Annotated in this window: 19 protein-coding genes; 10 read left to right on the top strand and 9 right to left on the bottom strand. The window is 39.8% G+C overall.

The genetic code is table 11. The features are described from left to right. Nucleotides 1-1,041 (top strand): type IV pilus twitching motility protein PilT, encoded by a 1,041-nt coding sequence (locus I6E80_RS10440; protein WP_007585408.1) that lies wholly within the window; start codon nt 1-3, stop codon nt 1,039-1,041. 9 nt (nt 1,042-1,050) lie between these two features. After that, nucleotides 1,051-2,187, top strand: coding sequence for a PilT/PilU family type 4a pilus ATPase (locus I6E80_RS10435; protein ID WP_076925076.1), 1,137 nt, complete (start codon nt 1,051-1,053; stop codon nt 2,185-2,187). Between the two features lie 87 nt (nt 2,188-2,274). On the opposite strand, the gene ruvX is transcribed toward I6E80_RS10435, so the two are convergent. The 6 genes from ruvX to I6E80_RS10405 all read right to left on the bottom strand — a co-directional run bounded on the left by ruvX (nt 2,275) and on the right by I6E80_RS10405 (nt 6,727). Then, a complete protein-coding gene (gene ruvX, locus I6E80_RS10430; RefSeq protein WP_002961947.1) occupies nt 2,275-2,724 on the bottom strand; it encodes a Holliday junction resolvase RuvX in 450 nt (149 codons plus the stop codon). 26 nt (nt 2,725-2,750) lie between these two features. After that, nucleotides 2,751-3,308 (bottom strand): YqgE/AlgH family protein, encoded by a 558-nt coding sequence (locus I6E80_RS10425; RefSeq protein ID WP_024598891.1) that lies wholly within the window; start codon nt 3,306-3,308, stop codon nt 2,751-2,753. Nucleotides 3,309-3,462: 154 nt separating this feature from the next. Beyond that, a complete protein-coding gene (gshB, locus tag I6E80_RS10420; RefSeq protein WP_197185500.1) occupies nt 3,463-4,413 on the bottom strand; it encodes a glutathione synthase in 951 nt (316 codons plus the stop codon). Between the two features lie 54 nt (nt 4,414-4,467). Next, nucleotides 4,468-5,202: a 16S rRNA (uracil(1498)-N(3))-methyltransferase gene (rsmE, locus tag I6E80_RS10415; RefSeq protein ID WP_197185499.1), complete on the bottom strand. Its 735-nt coding sequence runs from the start codon at nt 5,200-5,202 to the stop codon at nt 4,468-4,470. A 69-nt stretch (nt 5,203-5,271) separates the two neighbouring features. Beyond that, entirely contained in the window at nt 5,272-5,748 is a 477-nt protein-coding gene (locus I6E80_RS10410; RefSeq protein WP_024596223.1) for a hypothetical protein, read from the bottom strand. A gap of 85 nt (nt 5,749-5,833) precedes the next feature. Then, nucleotides 5,834-6,727, bottom strand: coding sequence for a hypothetical protein (locus I6E80_RS10405; protein WP_024596224.1), 894 nt, complete (start codon nt 6,725-6,727; stop codon nt 5,834-5,836). Nucleotides 6,728-6,804: 77 nt separating this feature from the next. Between I6E80_RS10405 and glnE the strand changes: the two genes are divergently transcribed. Further along, nucleotides 6,805-9,600 carry a bifunctional [glutamate--ammonia ligase]-adenylyl-L-tyrosine phosphorylase/[glutamate--ammonia-ligase] adenylyltransferase gene (glnE, locus tag I6E80_RS10400; RefSeq protein ID WP_170072457.1) on the top strand — a complete coding sequence of 932 codons (2,796 nt, stop codon included), beginning with the start codon at nt 6,805-6,807 and terminating at the stop codon, nt 9,598-9,600. Nucleotides 9,601-9,646: 46 nt separating this feature from the next. Here glnE and I6E80_RS10395 read toward each other — a convergent pair whose 3' ends face one another. The 3 genes from I6E80_RS10395 to tolC all read right to left on the bottom strand — a co-directional run bounded on the left by I6E80_RS10395 (nt 9,647) and on the right by tolC (nt 12,655). Further along, nucleotides 9,647-10,219, bottom strand: coding sequence for a toxin co-regulated pilus biosynthesis Q family protein (locus I6E80_RS10395; protein WP_024598887.1), 573 nt, complete (start codon nt 10,217-10,219; stop codon nt 9,647-9,649). Nucleotides 10,220-10,260: 41 nt separating this feature from the next. Then, nucleotides 10,261-11,190 (bottom strand): LpxL/LpxP family Kdo(2)-lipid IV(A) lauroyl/palmitoleoyl acyltransferase, encoded by a 930-nt coding sequence (gene lpxL / locus I6E80_RS10390; protein ID WP_170072458.1) that lies wholly within the window; start codon nt 11,188-11,190, stop codon nt 10,261-10,263. Nucleotides 11,191-11,299: 109 nt separating this feature from the next. Next, entirely contained in the window at nt 11,300-12,655 is a 1,356-nt protein-coding gene (gene tolC / locus I6E80_RS10385) for an outer membrane channel protein TolC (protein WP_024598885.1), read from the bottom strand. 151 nt (nt 12,656-12,806) lie between these two features. Here tolC and I6E80_RS10380 point away from each other — a divergent pair, with 151 nt between their 5' ends. From I6E80_RS10380 to parC, 7 genes are all read left to right on the top strand, one after another. Then, entirely contained in the window at nt 12,807-13,433 is a 627-nt protein-coding gene (locus tag I6E80_RS10380; protein WP_197185498.1) for an NUDIX domain-containing protein, read from the top strand. Nucleotides 13,434-13,459: 26 nt separating this feature from the next. Continuing rightward, nucleotides 13,460-13,918 (top strand): DUF1249 domain-containing protein, encoded by a 459-nt coding sequence (locus I6E80_RS10375; RefSeq protein ID WP_024598883.1) that lies wholly within the window; start codon nt 13,460-13,462, stop codon nt 13,916-13,918. Then, complete coding sequence (locus tag I6E80_RS10370) at nt 13,905-14,690, top strand: metallophosphoesterase (RefSeq protein WP_197185497.1); 786 nt, start codon at nt 13,905-13,907, stop codon at nt 14,688-14,690. The genes I6E80_RS10375 and I6E80_RS10370 overlap by 14 nt, the downstream gene beginning before the upstream one ends. Next, entirely contained in the window at nt 14,675-15,235 is a 561-nt protein-coding gene (locus tag I6E80_RS10365; protein WP_197185496.1) for a YqiA/YcfP family alpha/beta fold hydrolase, read from the top strand. The genes I6E80_RS10370 and I6E80_RS10365 overlap by 16 nt, the downstream gene beginning before the upstream one ends. Nucleotides 15,236-15,343: 108 nt before the next feature. Beyond that, a complete protein-coding gene (gene parE / locus I6E80_RS10360) occupies nt 15,344-17,233 on the top strand; it encodes a DNA topoisomerase IV subunit B (protein ID WP_024598880.1) in 1,890 nt (629 codons plus the stop codon). A gap of 29 nt (nt 17,234-17,262) precedes the next feature. Next, nucleotides 17,263-18,357: a sorbosone dehydrogenase family protein gene (locus I6E80_RS10355; RefSeq protein ID WP_197185495.1), complete on the top strand. Its 1,095-nt coding sequence runs from the start codon at nt 17,263-17,265 to the stop codon at nt 18,355-18,357. Between the two features lie 10 nt (nt 18,358-18,367). Further along, on the top strand, nt 18,368-20,662 hold the full coding sequence (gene parC / locus I6E80_RS10350) for a DNA topoisomerase IV subunit A (RefSeq protein WP_197185494.1): 2,295 nt from the start codon (nt 18,368-18,370) through the stop codon (nt 20,660-20,662). The last annotated feature ends 110 nt before the right edge of the window (nt 20,663-20,772 follow it).

The following is a 20,772-nucleotide window of genomic DNA, read 5'->3' as shown; positions in this document are numbered from 1 at the left end:
ATGGATATTACCGAATTATTAGCGTTTAGTGTGCAACACAAAGCATCCGATTTACATTTATCATCGGGTGTTTCACCTATGATACGCGTAGACGGTGATGTTCGCCGCATTAATATACCAGCCCTTGCAGATAAAGACGTAAACAGTCTGGTTTACGATATTATGAACGATAATCAACGCAAGGACTACGAACAAAATCTCGAAGTGGATTTTTCGTTTGAAGTGCCTAATTTAGCACGTTTTCGTGTGAATGCATTTAACTCTAATCGCGGGCCTGCTGCGGTATTTCGTACCATACCAAGTGAAGTGTTAACGCTTGATGATTTAGGTGCGCCAGATATTTTTAAAACAATCTCCGATACCCCACGTGGACTCGTGTTAGTGACAGGCCCAACGGGCTCTGGTAAATCAACAACACTTGCCGCTATGGTCGATTATATAAATCAAAATAAACATCACCATATTCTAACAATCGAAGATCCAATCGAGTTTGTTCACGATAATAAATTAAGCCTTATTAATCAACGTGAAGTACATCGCGATACACATAGCTTTTCAAACGCGCTACGTAGTGCATTGCGTGAAGACCCTGATGTAATACTTGTAGGTGAGTTACGTGATTTAGAAACAATTCGTCTTGCAATGACCGCAGCCGAAACAGGCCACTTAGTGTTTGGCACGCTACATACTACGTCTGCACCAAAAACCATTGACCGTATTATCGATGTATTCCCAGGTGAGGAAAAGTCAATGGTACGTTCAATGTTATCTGAATCTTTGCGTGCTGTTATCTCGCAAACACTGCTTAAAAAGATTGGCGGCGGGCGAGTTGCGGCACACGAAATTATGATTGCAGTACCTGCTATTCGTAACTTGATTCGTGAAGATAAAATTGCACAAATGTACTCGTCTATTCAAACAGGTGCGTCTGTAGGCATGCAAACAATGGATCAATGTTTAACTAATTTAGTTAATCATGGCATTGTTACAAATGCTGCAGCGAAAGAAAAAGCACAAGACAAAACACAATTTGGTGGGTAAGAAACTATTATGGCTTTATCTTTAAACGACTTTTTACTTATCATGATTGAGAAAAAAGGATCTGACTTATTTGTATCGAGTCAGCTACCTGTAAGCGCAAAAATAAACGGTGAGTTAATAGCTCTAAGCGATGATAGGCTTACTGATGAGCAATCGCTTGAGCTAGTTGAATCTGCAATGAGCGAAAAACAAAAAGCAGAGTTTCATACAACAAAAGAATGTAACTTTGCGATTGCCACCGACGAAGGGCGTTTTCGTATTTCTGCTTTTTGGCAACGCGATAAAGCAGGTATGGTTATTCGTCGTATTGTGACGCAAATACCTGATGTGAGTGAGCTAGGTCTACCTTCAATTCTTACCGATGTAATTATGTCTAAGCGTGGCCTAGTATTGTTTGTCGGTGGTACTGGCACCGGTAAATCAACCTCACTAGCTGCACTTATTGGCTACAGAAACCGTAACCAACGTGGTCATATACTGACTATTGAAGATCCGATTGAATTTGTTCATGAGCATCGTAAAAGCATTATTACTCAACGCGAAGTAGGGCTTGATACCGAAAGCTTTGAGTCAGCACTTAAAAGCTCATTGCGCCAAGCGCCCGATGTAATTTTGATTGGTGAAATTCGCTCTCAAGAAACTATGGAATACGCACTAAGCTTTGCCGAAACAGGTCACCTGTGTGTTGCAACACTGCATGCTAATAATGCTAACCAAGCAATTGACCGTATTATGCATTTAGTCCCCAAAGAAAAACACGATAAGCTTAAGTACGATTTAGCACTTAACTTACGCGCCATTGTAGCCCAGCAATTAGTACCGACTGCTGATGGTGAAAGTCGTGTTGCAGCTATTGAAATATTGCTTAACTCACCAATGGTTGCTGAACTGATTAAAAACGGTGATATTGGTGGTATTAAAGAGGCAATGGCTAAATCGAAAGAGATGGGCATGCAAACCTTTGACCAAGCGCTATTTGAGTTATACAGACAGCAGCGAATTAATTACGCCGATGCACTGCATCATGCTGATTCGCCGAATGATTTACGCTTAATGATTAAACTGCGCAATAACGAACAGCAAGGTGCGGGCTTTTTACAAGGCGTTACTATTGATGGCCTTGACGATAAAAATAGCGATCAATAAACCAACGAATTTTCTATTAAGTATTAATACAAAAAAAGCGCCAATTGGCGCTTTTTTTGTATATAACGAGTTGTTTATATAGCAGGCTTATTCACCGTAACTAGACTCAAAAAAACTTTCTAAAATAATAACCGCAGACATATTATCTACGTTACCTTTGCCTAAGTTTTTATAGCCGCCACTTTCAAAAAGTCGCGCTTTAGCATCCGCGGTCGTTAAACGCTCGTCTTGTGTTTGCACAGGAATGCCATAATGATTATGCAATCTGTTGGCAAACTTTTTTGCTTTAAAGGTAACCTCTTGTGACGTTCCATCCATATTTAGTGGTAAGCCAACAACCATTAAGTCAGGCTGCCATTCGGCCACTTGCACAGCAATATGGTCCCAATTAGGAATACCATCTTGTGCTTTTACAGCCTTAAGGCTAGACGCGCTGCCTGTTAGCTCTTGCCCAATAGCAATACCAATACTTTTGGTGCCAAAGTCAAAGCCCATTACAGTGCGTTCGCCTTGCGGCTTAAGCGATTTTTTTGTCATGTGTATCTTGTTTAAATTTTAAGTTGTTATGCGTGACCAGCTTCAAGGCTGAGTTGGCTAATATCAAAGCCCAACATTGAAACTGCTTTTTCCCACCGTTTTTCAACGGGGGTATTAAAAATGATCTTTGGATCTGCTTCTATGATCAACCAGCTGTTATCAAGTAACTCTTGTTCGAGTTGTCCTTGCTCCCACCCTGAATAACCCAGTGTAATAATAAATTGCTCAGGTGCTTGTGCTGTGGTTAAGCTTGCTAAAACGTCTTTTGAGGTAGTGATCATAATATCGCTACTGAGCTTTTGACTCGCTGAATAACCCGGTTGAGGAGAGTGCAGTACAAAACCACGGTCAGTTTTAACGGGTCCGCCTGCAAATACACTTACTTTTGCTGCGTTTTGAGTTTTGTCGTTATCAATTTCTATTTTATCTAAAAGTTCGCCAACAGTAACATCAATAGGTTGGTTTATTACCAAGCCCATAGCCCCATCTTCATTGTGCTCACAAATATAGGTAACAGCACGTTTAAAAAAAGGGTCTTGCATCGACGGCATCGCGATTAAAAAATGATTTTCTAATGATTGCATAGACTTCACCCTTTTTAGTTAATGAACTTTGAGTATGGCACATACCTTTGTTTTTAAAATTAAAAAAGCACTCTCATACGGTTTAAAGATTAATAGTTAACAACTATATTAAATTCATGACACGAAAGTGCTTTTAATAACGACAGATAGATGCTTATTTATCTAACTTTCTTTCAATTGCATCAAACAAAATACCTGTAATAGAGATATCATAAGCAGCTTCAATTTCGCGCACGCACGTTGGTGCAGTTACGTTAATTTCAGTTAATTTATCGCCAATAATATCTAAACCTACAAATATTAAGCCTTTTTCTTTAAGCGTTGGCGCAACTGCTTGCGCAATTTTTAAATCAGATTCACTAAGTGGGCGCGCTTCGCCTCGACCGCCAACAGCTAAATTACCGCGTGTCTCACCATTTTGTGGAATACGCGCTAAACAATACGGAATAACCTCGCCATCAATAACCAATACGCGCTTGTCGCCTTGTTTGATCTCTGGGATGTAATTTTGCACCATAGCAAAGCGGCTGCCGTGCTCGGTTAGCGTTTCACAAATTACACCAATGTTGGCATCGTCTTCTCTAAGGCGGAAGATAGATGCGCCGCCCATGCCATCAAGGGGTTTTAAAATAACGTCTTTATGCTCGGCTAAAAACTCACGAATTTGTTTTTGACTGCGTGTAACCAGGGTATCTGGCGTATGTTCGCTAAACCATGCTGTAAATAGCTTTTCGTTAGCATCGCGAAGACTTTGTGGCTTGTTAATTATTAACGTACCTTCTTGTTCTGCACGTTCTAAAATATAAGTCGCGTAAATGTATTCAGTATCAAAAGGAGGATCTTTACGCATTAAAATCACATCAAGATCGGCAAGCGCTATAGTGGCTTTTTCTTCAAGCTCGTACCATTTTTCTGCATTATTAAACACTTGCGCTTTAGACGCTGAAGCGTACGACTTACCTTTACGAAGAGATAAATCATCCATCTCCATATAATAAATTTCGTAGCCGCGTTCTTGCGCTTGCATCATCATTGCAAAACCGGTGTCTTTTTTGATGTTAAATCCACTAATAGGATCTGAAATAATACCTAACTTAATTGCCATGCGCTGTGCCTTACTATAAATGTTACTGTTTATATGAGGGTGCTTTTAGTTATTTCAATTAGCTAAATCGCCAAATTGAAGTTGTAATGCACTTAAGACCGTTAAAGCGGCTGTTTCCGTTCGTAAAACGCGCGGGCCTAAGCGAATATCTACAAATTCTAGTTGTTTAGTTAGTGCCATTTCATCGTCGGTAAAGCCGCCTTCTGGGCCGACTAAAAAGCGTACGCCATCTTTAGGTACCGTAATGGTTTTAATGCTGTGCTCAGCACGAGGGTGGAGAGTGAGCTTAATTGCATTGGTTTGTTGTGCAAGCCATTGTTTTAAATCGACAGGAGGATGAATAATTGGCACAAAATTACGCCCAGATTGCTCTGCCGCTGCAATTGCAATTTTTTGCCATTGTTGGTGTTTTTTCTCAAGGCGATCGCCCATTAGTTTCACGCCACAGCGCTGACTAAAAAGTGGGGTGATTTCGGTAATGCCCAGTTCAACTGACTTTTGAATTGTAAAGTCCATTTTATCACCACGGGATACACACTGGCCTAAATGAATTTTAAGCGGAGATTCTACATCGTGGGGATTAAGCTCTAATGGCATTACGACGACTGTTTTTTTTGTTACTTCAATTATTTCACTAAGGTATTCGCCGCCTTCGCCATTAAAAATAGATACATGCTCGCCTACTTTCATGCGCAGCACTCTGCCAATATGCCCTGCAGCATCCTCATCTAAGGTTACAGGGGTGTTTAGGGCAATACTCGATGTTTGATAAATATGAGGAACTCGCATAGTGCGTCACTTACTACTTAGCATAAAAATATATACTGCTATGGTAAGTAAGCTGGGAGCTGTGCGCAATTATTTATTTTTATTAAGTTGCTCGGCGAGATCTATTAAATCTTGTGGTGTGTGTGCTATATCATGGTGATTTTGCGAAGGTTCGGTTAATGTTTCGTCAGTAACTCGGCTTAGTGTATAGCCTGTATCATCAAGGTTTATTAAAAAGCGTTTTTCATGTAAGGAGTTATAAATAAAGCGTTGTTTATCACTTGCGAGTAAGTAATCGGTATTATTAAAAAGTACTCCGTGTAAATCGTGATGCTCTTTTAGATAGTTAATTAATTCAGAAACGCTGATTTCGTTCTCAAGATCGCAATAACTATAGTCTTTAATAAGCTCGTCAAACATCATCTTTACTAACTGACGGGTATTATTGCCTGCTGCAATAAGCGTACTCGCTTTGGTTTTGCCATTATTAACATAGAATTCGGCAAATGCACGGCTAAATTCGTTGTCTATGTCAATTAACAAATAGTTAGTAGCTTCAAGTGGCATAGAGCTCGGGCCTTGTTACATTTAAGTAATTACCATTATTACTTAAATGCAGACGTTTTAATTGCTGTATTTTTAGTAAAAAGGTCTAAAGAGAAAACATGCTAATAAGTAAATAACCTATAGCACAAAAAACAGCAAACTCTATACATGCTACGCCAATATTATCTTGATGGTCTATTTCAAGAGCTGTATCAATATTTGGTAAAGAGATAACTTTTATAACATACGTTAAGCTGTAGAGTAGTATCCACATTACACCGCAATGCATAACGAGTGTAAATATGTTTTCTACCATTTTACCGTTTTGAAATGCTGCGCTAGATAAACCAGCGTACACAGATAATGCTAAACCGATTGATTTTCCAGCATATCTTATACCTATAGAGGTGTTTTCTAAGTTGAAGTTACTTTGTAGCGAAGCGCCTTGGTTTGCTTTGGCAAAACGATATTCTCGTATTTTACTATCCAGTGCAAACATTCCCTGAAGTGTAAAAAAGCTAACGCAAGCAATAAGTAAGTTACTAAACCCTTGGGTATGTGTCCACGTGTATAAACCAAGTGCAATAATACAGTTGGCGATTAACATGCCCGAATCCACCAGTGCAGCACATACATTTTGCTTTAATATTGCAGCTTCTTCATTAAACCTGTGCAATATCCATTTACGATGAATTAAGTGACCTACCTTAATAAATGTAAATAATAAAATAATAATGACCAAAACTTTTAATGGATTGGATTGCGCGGTGCTTATGCTTATTTCATCAAATAAGAAGGCCATAGTGGCTATTACAACTGATATTTCAGATGCGAAGCTAATACCCATGGCAAAGTTATCGTGCTGCGCAAGTTCATCTTTAAGCGCTTGTTTTGCTTTAATTTGAGTGACAACTCGTAAACTAAAAATAGTTATACAAATAACCGCAAAACTAATAGCAATAGCAATAAAACTAGTGTTAGATAAAGACAAATATGACATGGTGATCCTAATTAAGTGAACCTTTCTAGGTTTTAGTCATTCTAGTACGGTTATTGATGATATAAAAGAGAGGATTGATGAGTAACGTAAAGCAACTTCCTATTCAATTACAAAAACTTGGCTTAGAGCGCTTCGAACAATTATATCCACAGCAAAGTAATGAAAGCGAAGTTATACGATTACTCGCCTTGAGCGACTTTGCCTGGCGCTGTTTAGAATCACAACCAACGTTAAAAGACTGGCTGCTGTGCAAAGATGAAATTCAAAACAGGCATGTTACCTCTCCCTTTGATAGCATTGAACTTAGTGATATTGACGATGCTAAGTGTAATCAAATCTTACGAAAGTACCGCGAAAAATACTGGCTTAAAGTCGCCTTTTTAGATTTATGTTGTAATAACCCTATTGCCGATAGCATTAATTACATAAGCCAACTGGCTGATATGCTAATTGATAGCGCTAACCAATGGGCGCATGCGCAGGTGGCAAAAGTAAATGGTGAGCCGCTTGATGAGCAAAGCCAAGCAATGCCATTAATGGTTTTAGGGATGGGGAAGCTCGGCGGGCAAGAGCTAAATTACTCCTCTGACATTGATCTCATTTTTGCATATCCACGCAGTACAAAAACCCAAGGTGGTCGCAGAAGCCTTGAGGCCCAAGTATTTTATACCAAAGTTGCACAAAAGCTCATTGCATCACTTAACCAAGCCACCGGTGACGGGCAGGTATTTAGAGTTGATATGCGCCTACGCCCGTTTGGCGAAAGTGGCCCTTTGGTTATGAGCTTTAATGCTATTGAAGATTACTACCAGGAGCAAGGGCGCGACTGGGAACGCTACGCAATGTTAAAAGGGCGCCTAATTGGCACCCCTAATAAATATTGGGATGAATTTATTAAGCTTTTAAAGCCGTTTGTTTATCGCCGGTATATTGATTTTTCGGTAATTGAATCTTTGCGTAAAATGAAGTTAATGATCGCACAAGAGGTTCGCCGTAAACGCTTAACTAATAATATAAAATTAGGCGCTGGTGGTATTCGTGAAGTTGAATTTATAGTGCAAGCCCTGCAAATGGTACGAGGTGGCCGAGAGGCTAATTTACAAACTCAATCATTACTTAAAGCATTAAATGAGTTGGCACTTAGCCAAGTTATAGATGAGCAAGAAGCAAGTGAGCTTAAGCGCAATTATCTTTATTTGCGAAAAGTTGAGCAGTACTTACAAATATTTGATGATCAACAAACGCAAACACTTCCTGATGATGAATTGAATCAGCAGCGCTTAAATTTATTATTAGAACAAGCGGATTTTGCTGCTACTTTAAGCACTATTGAAAAAGTGATGAAGCAAGTTAACGGTGAGTTTGCACTGGTCATTGGCGAGGAAACCGCACCACTTGATACTTGTGAAGGCGCATTTATTAGTGCTTGGGATCATGGTGATGTGGGGTTTTTAAAAGAGGCTAGAGATGAATGGCAAACTCCCCTTAACGATTTTAAATTAAGGCTGTCTAAGGTAAACATCGGTAACCGAGGGCGCGACACCCTTGATAAATTAATGCCTGTTTTATTAAGTCAGTTAAATGACTTTAATGCCAGCGAAGCTGCTTTTACGATGGTTTGCCAAATTTTTAATAAAATAATTTCACGCACTGCTTATTTAGAATTACTGTACGAAAACCAAGGTGCGTTAAAGCAACTCGTTTTACTTTGTTGTCATAGCAAATGGATAGGTGAGCATATTTCTCGCTACCCTATATTACTTGATGAGCTAATAGACCCAGCGGTTCTTTATAAACCGACACCATTAACGGCTTATAAAGATGAAATAAGACAGTATTTTTTACGAATAGAGCATGACGATTTAGAACTGCAAATGGAGTCGCTTAGGCAATTTAAGCAAACGCATCAATTACGAATTGCAGCTGCAGATGCAACCGGCGTTCTCGATGTAATGAAAGTAAGCGATCACTTAACCGTACTCGCTGAGGCGATTGTTGATCAAGCTGTTAATATTGCATGGCATAACACTGTTAAGCGTTTTGGTATGCCACCTGGCACTGATGATGAAAACAAAGGCTTTGCTGTTATTGCATATGGTAAAACGGGCGGCTTGGAAGTGGGGTATGACTCAGATTTAGATTTGGTGTTTGTGCATAATCATGATGGCTCAAGCCAAACCAATGGTGAAAAGCCGATAGATTCTCGCCAGTTTTATTTAAAACTCGCTCAGCGCTTAATGCATTTATTTAATACTCGTACTGCATCGGGTATTTTGTATGAGCTTGATACGCGATTACGCCCTGAAGGTGCATCAGGTTTACTGGCTATCAATCTAGAGAGCTTTAATCACTATCAGCAAACTCAAGCATGGACGTGGGAACATCAAGCACTTGTGCGGGCACGGTTGATTTTGGGCCAAGACGATCTCATAGATCGTTTTTCACAAATTCGTAAAAATATACTTTGCCAACAGCGCGATGATACCGTCTTAAAAGCAGATGTAATAAAAATGCGCGAAAAAATGCGCGACCATTTAGCGAAAGGAAATACTGAGCAATTTGACTTAAAACAAGATGTTGGTGGTATGGCTGATATTGAGTTTATTACGCAATATTTAGTACTTAAACACGCCAATGAGTTTGAACAGCTTACAGTTTACTCAGATAACGTAAGAATATTAACGGATGCAGCAAATATAGGCTGTATTACTAAAGAGCAAAAACAGCAGTTGATTAAAGCGTATATTGATTATCGCTCGTGTTATCACGTGTTGAGCTTGGATCAAAAAGGCAAGTTGATCTCGCGAGAAGCTTTCTTGCAAGATATTACTAACGTGACGAATATTTGGAATAGTATTTTTGAGTTAAGTTGAACTGTAAACCCAAGCGCTTGCTTGGGTTTTTTGTGCGAGTAAACCTTTAAACCTTTAGTTTTAAACAGTTTGTACGTACAAATTCTGATGGTAACTCTGTAATAACCGCTGCCCGTTGTTTATGGCAAAAGTAAGTATAAACCTCATGCTCAAAGTCGTCATTTATAGCACGACCAATTTGATAAAGTGCTGAAGTAAAGTTGCTGTCTACTCTAAAATGATCTTTAACTACGTAGTCTTTACTTAAATACCAGTAAAGTTCAATGCCTTCATTTTTAGCGTACTGATTGAGTACGTCTTTAAGTGTTGTGCCATTTTCAAAGCGCCTAGGCTCAACTTCTCCAGTCCAATTAGTCGGCATCGGGTCTACTGTTCGCGCACGTTCAGCCAATACTCTATCTAAGGTTTGTTCTGGTGTTTTAAGCTTTAAAACAAATTGATCTCGTTCTGTATCACTTTTTACTTGGTTACGAATGGAGGAGTAAAAACGTGATAATCCTTCGGCGGCTGCATTTTTAGATTTTTTAATATCAAATACAGAACCATCACCCACTAAAAAGTATACGGCGAGTGCAATTAGCACGGCTGCAAATGATAAATGTCTAATCCAAAACCACATGATTATTACCCACCTTATTTGTTCCTATTATTGTTATACCATTACTTTTTATAAAAAGAAGGGGTATTTTTATCAGGTCGAGTTTTAAAGCGACGGTGTAGCCACATATACTGCTCTGGTGCGGCATTAACAGATTGTTCCATTCGTTGATTCACACGCGTTACATCAGCCTTATCATCACCACTAGGGAAGTTTTCAAGCTCTGGTAGTATTTCCAAGTGATATTTACCATTTTCATCTCGGCGAGTTATTAAGCTCATTGTTTCGCAGTTTTTACTACCAGCAAACATAAGAGTACCGGTTGTCGTTGCCGCGTCAGGGACTGCGTAAAATGGAACAAATTCACATCGGTTACGGCCGTAATCTTGATCGGGTAAGTAATAGCATACCTTTTTATTCTTTAATGCTTTTAGTAAGCCTTTTACATCTTTTCGGCCAATTAGGTATTCGTTAGAGCGAAGGCGGCCATTAGTCGTAAAGTATTCCATTAGAGGGTTGTTATGAGGGCGATAAAAGCCAACACCCTGACACTCTAAGCCCATAATACGGCTAGCCATTTCAAGATGCAGAATATGAGGTACAAGCAATAAAACACCTTTACCAGACGCTTGAACACGTTCAAAGTGCTCAAGCCCTTTAAAAGACCCTAATGCTTTTTGTGCTCGCCACTGCGGCCACCACCAGGCCATGCCAGTCTCAACCATTGCAATACCGGTGTTTTCCATATTTTTGAGCACAAGGTCTTTTTGATCTGCTGCGCTCATATCAGGAAAACATAATTTAATGTTAACTTCTGCAATATGGCGACGGCGTTTCATAAATTTATGAACTAAGCGACCAAGCTGTTTACCCATTGCCAATTGTAGTTTTTGCGGTAACCAAGAAATTAAATATAAAAATAGAACGCCAATCCACGTTAACCAGTATCGAGGGCCTAAAAAAGATGCTTTAAAAGGAGATGAGGTGACCACAAAAATATCTCTGAGAATAAAAACGATAGTTTAACGCTAAGCGCTGTAAAATACAAAAAGCCAGCATTTAGCTGGCTTCCAATGTTTTTAACTACATGAATTATGCGATTTAAGCGGCTTTTAAACCTTGGTTTATAGCCACTAAATCTTCACTTGTTAATGTACCCGCAGCTTGCTTTAAGCGAAGGGTAGATAGCACATAACGGTAACGTACATCAGCAAGGTTACGCTTTGCATCGTATAAATTTTGCGTACTTACTAGTACGTCAACAATTGTACGCGTACCTACTTCAAAACCGGCTTCAGTTGCTTTAAGCGCACTTTGAGCTGAAACAACGGCTTGCTCTAGCGCTTTATAAGTAGCGATGTCTGAAACAACTTGATTATATGATGTAATCACTGTGCGAGTTACTGCGCGGTAATTTGTTTCATAGTCTTGGCTAGCACCTACGTAAAACGCACGGGCCTGATTTGTTGCAGCAACCGTTGCGCCACCTGAATATAAAGGTACGCTAAAGTTAAGCCCTACAGAGCTTGAGTCTGACCGTGGCTGATCATCAAAGTTAGCGCCATTTATTTGATTGTCTGTAAGAGAATCACCATAACTTGCACTTAGAGTTAGTTTTGGATAATGGCCCGCTTTCGCTAATTCAATTTGATCTTTTGCAATATCAACTGTTACTTTAGACACTTGTAGATTTATGTTTTTATCTTCAGCTACTTTAACAAAGTCGCTTGAGCGCTTAGTTGGTCTAGTTGTTGAGAAAGTATCTGTATTTAAAAAATCTAATTTTTCGTGATATTTACCTGTAATCTCACGAAGTTGCTCGCGTGCTGTTTCTACAGCATTACCTGCAATAATTTCTTGAGCTACAGAGTTATCGAACTGAGCTTGTGCTTCGTGTACGTCTGTAATAGCCGTTAAGCCTACCGCATAACGTTGTTTTGTTTGCTCAAGTTGACGTTCAATTGCACGTTTTTCAGCTTCAACAAATTCAAGGTTATCGCTTGCGCTTAATACATTAAAATAACCTTCAGCAACGCGTACAATTAAATTTTGTTTAGCTGCATCGTATAGGCCGCTTGCTTGAAGCGCTTGCTTGTCGGCAATATCTAACGTGTTCCAGGCACCTAGATCAAATAAAGTTTGGCTTAAGCTTACACCTCGAGAGAATTGGTCTGTGTCACTTTCAACTTTCACTTGGTTAGATAAGTCGCCAACGCTTTGATAAGACGTTGCATCGCTTTTAGTATAACTCATAGTCAAACCAATTTGAGGCAGTAGTGTGCTCATCGCCAAATCGCTTTGATAAGACTGTGCATCAGCTTGGGCTTTTGCTTTTAAAACAGTAGGATCGTTAGCTGTCGCTATTTCAAAAACTTGTAGTAAATCTTCAGCTTTCACTGCTGTTGCACCTAGTGCGCATGATAAACTAACTAGCGCCGCAAGAATGTTCTTTTTCATGTGGGGTTCGGTCCTTAGACAATTTTTGTACTAAAAGCATGTTAACCTGTTTTACTGCATAACAAAAAAAATAATTAGTAAAACAGTATGTTCAAGTGTAACAGAATATATTAACGCATTTTAAAGATTTAGATAAGTAGGAGCTAGGTACGTGGTTGATAAAAAACTCGTTCAATTTACACATGAAGATGTAAATTTAAAGCCAATAAAAAGCCTCTATAAAGGTTTTTTTCAGGTTGATTTGTACCAGTTTGAACATGCACTATTTGCAGGTGGAAAATCTAAAATAATTAGCCGCGAAATATTAGAGCGTGGTGATGCAATTGCAGTACTCCCTTACGACCCAATATCAGATACTGTTCTTTTAATTGAGCAAATACGTATTGGCGCTATTAAAAGCAAGCATTCGCCGTGGCTGCTAGAATGTATAGCCGGAATGACAGACGGCAGCAAAGATTACGAATCAGTTGTTAAAAAAGAAGCGTATGAAGAAGCTGGACTTGAATTAACTGAACTTGAATTTATGCTTTCATACTTATCAAGCCCCGGTGGTACAACTGAGCGCTTACATTTATATTTAGCGCGTACTGACTTAAGCCAAGTGAAATCAGGTGTATATGGTCTTGAAACTGAAGGAGAGGATATAAAAACTCACATTTTATCAGTTGATGATGCGCTAATGCGCCTCAATAACGGTGAAATGGATAATGCGGCAACGGTTATTTGTATGCAGTGGCTTGCGCTTAATCGCGAAAAAATGGCAAACAAATGGGCATAAACTCTTACTAAAATTATGGCGGTACCTTGACAGCACAATTAGCAACAAAGCGATATATTCAGAGCCTCCCAAAGTATTTAACTCTTTGTGAGCATAACTATGTGCGACTATTAAAGTTATTACCGAGCGAGCGCAATTTAGGAAGCATTCGTGAAGTAAAACTTGGCAACAGTGAATTTGCTACAAAAATTGATGGCAGCGCAAAATATACTATGGATATTTCAATTAAGCAGCTAACAGGAATGGTTAAAGGAATAACACCGCTGTATTTAACGGTGCGCTTGTATCACGATGCGAAAGTGGCAGAAATTGTTCACCACGATTACCATCAACGCATAAAACCATCATATGGTTACCCTAACCCTAAAATGCATCAAAAAGATGAAAAGTATCAACTTAATGCTTTTTTATACGACTGGTTAGTAGCCTGTGTAGAGCATGGACAAGCGACATTAAATTGGGATGTAAATAATGGCTTGGTTTGATGATTCGTACACATTTGATAAATCATCTTTGTGCATTGCGCATATTACTGACAGCCATTTATTTGCAGACAAAAGCGGTAAATACTTTGATATAAATACCGCAGCTCATTTTGAACAAGCCTTAGCACACATTGCTGAGCAGCCAATAGACTGCATTATTTTTGGTGGCGATTTAACGCAAGATCATAGCTTTGAATCGTACTTACTATTTAGTGAACTTATAAATGCCAGTGACATAACTTGCCCTGTGTTTTGGGTACCAGGTAATCATGATGAACTCGCGATGCTTAATCGCATAAGTGGTGGGCAAATAAGTCCGGCTAAACATATTATTGCTAATGGGGTTGAGCTACTTCTAGTTAATTCTAAAGGACCTACGCCTGCAGGATGGGTTACTGGTGCGCACTTAGATGAAATAACGGACGTTTTAGTCGACTCTAATAATAGTAAGGTTATATTTTGTCATCATAATCCGCTGCCAATAAATGGCTACCTTGATAAGCACTTATTAGAAAATGGTCCACAGCTTTTAAATATTTTAGTAAACAGTAACAACACATCAGCGCTTTTCCATGGTCATGTTCATAATGATTACCAGCAAAGCTTTAGAGGATTGCCCATATATGCGACCCCAGCCAGCTCAATACAGTTTGTAAAGCATACTTCACAGTGGGAGCAAAAAAATGCGGGCCCAGCTTACAGAATTCTCAATATAAACAGTAAAAAAGATAAAGTAGAAGTAAAAACGGAAGTGGTATGGCTAAACGCGTAATTTATATTCATGGCTTTAATAGTTCACAAAAATCATATAAAGCTGTGCGCTTTGGTGAGCTTATGGCAAACTATGACGTTGATTATTGTGTACCGAGCTTAAACCACGAGCCCCTACAAGCTATAATTGAGCTTGAGCAATTACTAACGCCAAATACCGTTTTATTAGGTAGCTCGTTAGGTGGTTTTTTTGCCACGTATTTATCGCAGCGTTATCAAATTCCTGCAGTGGTCATTAATCCCGCGGTCGCACCCTATAATTTATTACAGTCGTTACTTGGGCCTAATTATAATCCGTATCAAGATTATCATTACGACTTAAATAACAGTCATATTGAGGCACTTAAATTACTCGCTGTAGATAAATTAGCACACACTGAGTTACTGTACTTATTACAGCAAACAGGCGATGAAGTGTTGAACTTTCAACACGCGGTAAAATATTATTCACAATGTAAGCAATTGATAGAATTTGGTGGCGATCATAGCTACGTTGAATTTGAACGCACCTTTGCAAGTATTGTAGATTTTCTTAAAATCACGTAAAACTAGTTAACCTGAACAAAGGTTAGTTACTATATTAACGCTTTAGCGCATATAACAATAAAACTAGTAAAACGTATTAGAGCCTTAGCGGATATAAAGACAAAAACTATGAGTGATCAAAATTATAACGCCGAAGCCATTGAAGTACTTAATGGATTAGATCCGGTAAAAAGACGCCCAGGGATGTACACAGATACAACACGTCCCAATCATTTAGGTCAAGAGGTTATCGACAACAGTGTCGATGAAGCTATGGCTGGCCATGCTACCCGTATCGACGTAATACTCCACGAAGACAATTCGCTTGAAGTAAGCGATGATGGGCGCGGTATGCCTATTGATATTCACCCAGAAGAAGGTATCCCTGGGGTTGAATTGATCTTCACTAAGCTACACGCCGGTGGTAAGTTTTCTAATAAAAACTATCAGTTTTCGGGCGGTTTACACGGCGTAGGTATTTCGGTAGTAAATGCGTTATCTACGCGTGTAGAAGTAACAGTAAGACGCGATGCTCAACAATACAGAATGGCATTTGAAAGCGGCGATAAAGTAGAAGACTTAAATGTAATTGGTACAGTGGGTAAACGTAACACTGGTACTACGGTTCGTTTTTGGGCTGATGTCAGCTACTTTGATTCACCAAACTACTCAATTACCAAACTTAATCATTTATTAAAAGCCAAAGCAGTTTTGTGTCCAGGACTGCGAATTAAGTTTGTTAATAAGCAAACAAAAGAAACCCAAGAATGGTTTTACGAAACAGGCTTAAAAGATTATTTAGTTGAAGCAATTAAAGGTTTTGAAACATTACCGCAAGACCCATTTGTAGGCGAATTTAAAAGTTCAATTGAAGGCGCTGACTGGGCTGTTGTATGGCTACCAGAAGGTGGTGAATCAATAGCTGAAAGCTACGTAAACCTTATTCCTACCGCGCAAGGTGGTACGCATGTAAATGGTTTACGCCAAGGCTTGCTTGAAGCAATGCGTGAATTTTGTGAGTTTAGAAACTTACTCCCTCGTGGTGTGAAATTAACTCCTGATGACATTTGGGATCGTTGTAGTTACGTGTTGTCGGTTAAAATGCAAGACCCTCAATTTGCCGGTCAAACAAAAGAAAAACTATCATCACGCTCATGTTCTGCGTTTGTATCGGGGGTTGTAAAAGACTCGTTTAGTTTATGGTTAAATGAACATACAGATACAGCAGAATTATTAGCTGAGTTATGTATTTCAAATGCGCAAACTCGCTTGCGTGCAGCTAAAAAAGTAGTGCGTAAACGTGTTACTGCAGGTCCTGCCTTACCGGGTAAACTAACAGATTGTAGCGCGGCCGATAACGACCGTACCGAATTATTTTTAGTGGAAGGTGATTCTGCTGGTGGCTCTGCTAAACAAGCGCGAGACCGTGAATTTCAGGCAATTATGCCGCTACGTGGTAAAATTTTAAATACTTGGGAAGTTGAGTCAGGCCAAATACTCGCATCACAAGAAGTGCACGATATTTCAGTGGCATTGGGTATTGATCCCGAGTCAACGGATATGTCGGGACTGCGCTACAATAAAATTTGTATATTGGCCGATGCTGACTCGGATGGACTACACATCGCGACGTTATTATGTGCTCTGTTTGTTCGTCATTTTCCAGAGTTAGTAAAAACAGGGCATGTTTATGTAGCAATGCCGCCATTATTTAGAATAGATATTGGTAAAGAAGTTTATTACGCACTTGATGAAGAAGAAAAAACCGCTATTTTGGCGCGCATAGAAGCCGAGAAAAAACGCGGTAAAGTAAACGTACAACGATTCAAAGGTCTGGGTGAAATGAACCCGTTACAACTTCGTGAAACTACGATGGATCCAAATACCCGACGTTTAGTGCAGCTTACGCTTGATGAAGAAGTAGAAACCATGGAAATGATGGATATGCTGCTTGCTAAGAAACGATCGCCTGATCGTCGTCAATGGTTAGAAGATCATGGTAACAAGGCACTCGTTTAATTACCTGTGCTTAACACTAGGAGAGGCGAATGAAAAAACTACTAGGAAGTTTGCTGTTACTTGGGCTGACTACCGCTCCTGTAATGGCTAAAAATATACTCGATAAGCTCACAGTAGTACCGGGATTTGAAATAAGCTTATTTGCGAGCGATGTAGAAAATGCACGTCAAATAGCCGTTTCAAAAAAAGGGATTGTGTATGTAGGTTCTCGTAAAGCGGGCAACGTATATGCACTTATTGATCATAATAGCGATGGTGTAGCAGATAAAAAAATTGTTGTGGCTAAAGGCCTTAATATGCCCTCTGGCATAGCAATTAAAGATGGCGATTTATATGTAGGCGAAGTACATCGTATTATTCGCTTTAAAAACATTGATACCCAATTAAAAGACCCAAAGTTTGATGTGGTCTATAACAAGCTACCGAGCGAGCGTCATCATGGTTGGAAATTTCTGCGTTTTGCACCAACGGGTGAGCTAATCATTCCGGTGGGTGTACCGTGTAATATTTGTGCTGAAGATGAACGTTTTGGCCGTATTTTTGCGCTTAATGTAGAAACAAAACAAATAAAAACAATAGCCAAGGGCGTGAGAAATACAGTGGGTTTTGATTTTCATCCAGCTACTCAAGCTCTATGGTTTAGTGATAACGGTCGCGACATGATGGGCGATGATATTCCGCCTGATGAGTTAAATCGTGCAACGCAAGAAGGGGAGCATTTTGGTTTTCCGTATGTTCATGCCGGTGCAATTATTGACCCTGAGTTTGGTGAAGGTAAAAACATTGCCGATTATACGTCACCAGCACTTGCACTTCCTGCGCATGTAGCGCCATTAGGTATTCATTTTTATAACGGTAAGCAATTTCCAGCAAGCTATAAGCAGCAATTATTTGTTGCTGAACATGGCTCATGGAACCGTTCTAAAAAGTCAGGTTATAAAGTAGGGCTAGCAACAATTGAAGTAGGTCGCGTAACTAAATATACGCCATTTATTACTGGCTTTATGAAAGACGAAACAACATTTGGACGCCCTGTTGCATTTGCAGAATTAGGTGACGGCAGTCTGTTAGTAAGCGATGATTACGCCAACGTAATCTACCGTGTAAGCTATAAGAAAAACTAGGTAAGCTTTAATGAGTGATACAGATACCTTGCTAATGCAAGGAATTGAGCAACAAACAATGGGGCGCTTTACCGAAGACGCCTATTTAAATTATTCCATGTACGTAATTATGGACCGTGCTTTGCCGCATGTAGGTGATGGCTTAAAACCAGTACAGCGTCGTATTATTTATGCGATGAGCGAACTGGGTTTGTCGGCTAATGCTAAGTACAAAAAATCAGCCCGTACAGTGGGTGACGTACTCGGTAAGTACCATCCACACGGCGATAGTGCATGTTACGAAGCGATGGTATTAATGGCGCAGCCGTTTTCTTACCGCTACCCTTTGGTAGATGGGCAAGGAAACTGGGGTGCGGCAGATGACCCTAAATCGTTTGCAGCAATGCGTTATACCGAAGCGCGTTTATCTAAGTTTTCAGAAGTACTGCTTAAAGAGCTTGGTCAAGGCACCGTCGACTGGACACCAAACTTTGATGGCACAATGGATGAACCTGTTGTACTGCCTTCTCGTTTACCGCATATTTTACTCAACGGTATAACGGGTATTGCCGTAGGTATGGCAACTGATATTCCGCCACATAACGTACGTGAAGTGGCTAGCGCATGTTGTTTATTACTTGATAAACCAAAAACAGAGCTTGAAGAATTACTTGAGCTTGTACATGCACCAGATTACCCAACAGATGCTGAAATAATTACCCCAAAAGCCGATATTCATAAAATATATAAAACCGGTCGTGGGTCTATCAAAATGCGTGCGGTTTACACCGAAGAGCATGGCGATATTGTCATTACAGCACTGCCGCATCAATGTTCTGGTGGTAAAGTGCTTGAGCAAATTGCAGCGCAAATGAACGCTAAAAAATTACCAATGATTGCCGATTTACGTGACGAGTCAGATCACGAAAATCCAACACGCATTGTAATTATCCCGCGCTCAAACCGCATTAAAGCTGAGCCATTAATGGCTCATTTATTTGCAACTACCGACCTTGAAAAAAACTACCGCGTAAACTTAAACATGTTAGGCCTAGATGGTCGCCCGCAAGTTAAAAACTTGCGCTGTATTTTAAGTGAGTGGCTAACATTTAGACGCGAAACAGTGCGTCGTCGTTTACAGTATCGTTTAGATAAAGTATTAGCGCGCCTACATATTTTAGAGGGTTTATTAGCCGCCTTTTTAAATATTGATGAAGTAATTGAAATCATCCGCAGCGAAGATAAACCAAAGCCTGTATTAATGGAGCGCTTTGATTTAACCGATACGCAAGCAGAAGCAATTTTAGAATTAAAACTTCGTCATTTAGCAAAACTTGAAGAGTTTAAAATTCGTGGTGAGCAAGATGAACTAGCCAAAGAGCGTGATAAATTAGCGCAAATTTTGGGTTCTGAGCGTCGTATGTCGACACTGCTTAAAAAAGAAATTCAAGAAGCCGCTGAAATGTACGGTGACGATCGCCGCTCACCAGTGATTGAGCGCTCAGAAGCAAAAGCACTTAACGAAAAAGATTTAATTCCATCAGAGTCAGTTACTGTTGTGCTATCAGACAAAGGCTGGGCACGCGTTGGTAAAGGTCATGACTTAGATGTACAAGGCTTAAATTATCGCTCAGGTGATGGCTTTAGAGCCTCGGCTCGTGGTAAGAGTAATCAACCTGCAGTATTTTTAGATTCAGCAGGGCGGGCGTTTGCAACCGATGCACACAGTCTACCTTCGGCGCGTAGCCAAGGCGAGCCAATGACAGGTCGCTTTAACTTAACACCAGGTGCTAATTTTGAGCACGTGGTAATGAGTGAAGATGAGCAAGTATTGCTTATGGCGTCAGATGCGGGCTACGGCTTTATCACCGACTTTAAAGACTTAGTTAGTAAAAATAAAAATGGTAAAGCGCTGGTAAGTGTCCCTAAAGGTGGAATATTACTTTCTCCTATTAGAGTGAACGATGTTGCTAGCGATTACTGTATGGCTATTTCTAACGAAGGTCGAATGCTTTTATTCCCGCTGCGAGACTTACCAAAATTAGGTAAGGGTAAAGGTAATAAAATCATTTCTATACCGGGTGCTAAAGTACAAGCCCGTGAAGAGTTTGTAAAAGTGCTTGCTGTTGTGCCACTAGGTAGCAGTGTTACGCTTCATGCTGGTAAGCGAAAACTAACACTTAAACCAAGTGACTTAGAGCATTATCATGGTGAGCGAGGGCGTAGGGGTAATAAATTACCACGTGGCTTACAGCGTGTTGACGAAGCGGTTGTTGAGTTAACACCTCAAGATGATGAACCAAAAGAAGTTATTAGCGAAGAGTAGCGAATGACTTCTTTTGTACAAATAAAAACGGTCTGCATTTGCAGGCCGTTTTTGTTTTAAAACCATTTTAAAGCAATATTAAAACAAGCAGCTTAAATATTTCAGCGTAC

The sequence above is a fragment of the Pseudoalteromonas sp. NSLLW218 genome, assembly GCF_015864775.1.
Classification (GTDB): Bacteria; Pseudomonadota; Gammaproteobacteria; order Enterobacterales; family Alteromonadaceae; genus Pseudoalteromonas.
Note: the sequence above shows the minus strand (reverse complement) of the source record. Positions and strands in the feature narration are given on the sequence as shown.

Coding starts and splice junctions, on each gene's coding strand:
- I6E80_RS10440 (WP_007585408.1), top strand. CDS start 1: ATGGATATTACCGAATTATTAGCGTTTAGTGTGCAACACAAAGCATCC.
- I6E80_RS10435 (WP_076925076.1), top strand. CDS start 1,051: ATGGCTTTATCTTTAAACGACTTTTTACTTATCATGATTGAGAAAAAA.
- ruvX (WP_002961947.1), bottom strand. CDS start 2,724: ATGACAAAAAAATCGCTTAAGCCGCAAGGCGAACGCACTGTAATGGGC.
- I6E80_RS10425 (WP_024598891.1), bottom strand. CDS start 3,308: ATGCAATCATTAGAAAATCATTTTTTAATCGCGATGCCGTCGATGCAA.
- gshB (WP_197185500.1), bottom strand. CDS start 4,413: ATGGCAATTAAGTTAGGTATTATTTCAGATCCTATTAGTGGATTTAAC.
- rsmE (WP_197185499.1), bottom strand. CDS start 5,202: ATGCGAGTTCCTCATATTTATCAAACATCGAGTATTGCCCTAAACACC.
- I6E80_RS10410 (WP_024596223.1), bottom strand. CDS start 5,748: ATGCCACTTGAAGCTACTAACTATTTGTTAATTGACATAGACAACGAA.
- I6E80_RS10405 (WP_024596224.1), bottom strand. CDS start 6,727: ATGTCATATTTGTCTTTATCTAACACTAGTTTTATTGCTATTGCTATT.
- glnE (WP_170072457.1), top strand. CDS start 6,805: ATGAGTAACGTAAAGCAACTTCCTATTCAATTACAAAAACTTGGCTTA.
- I6E80_RS10395 (WP_024598887.1), bottom strand. CDS start 10,219: ATGTGGTTTTGGATTAGACATTTATCATTTGCAGCCGTGCTAATTGCA.
- tolC (WP_024598885.1), bottom strand. CDS start 12,655: ATGAAAAAGAACATTCTTGCGGCGCTAGTTAGTTTATCATGCGCACTA.
- I6E80_RS10370 (WP_197185497.1), top strand. CDS start 13,905: ATGGCTTGGTTTGATGATTCGTACACATTTGATAAATCATCTTTGTGC.
- I6E80_RS10365 (WP_197185496.1), top strand. CDS start 14,675: ATGGCTAAACGCGTAATTTATATTCATGGCTTTAATAGTTCACAAAAA.
- parE (WP_024598880.1), top strand. CDS start 15,344: ATGAGTGATCAAAATTATAACGCCGAAGCCATTGAAGTACTTAATGGA.
- I6E80_RS10355 (WP_197185495.1), top strand. CDS start 17,263: ATGAAAAAACTACTAGGAAGTTTGCTGTTACTTGGGCTGACTACCGCT.
- parC (WP_197185494.1), top strand. CDS start 18,368: ATGAGTGATACAGATACCTTGCTAATGCAAGGAATTGAGCAACAAACA.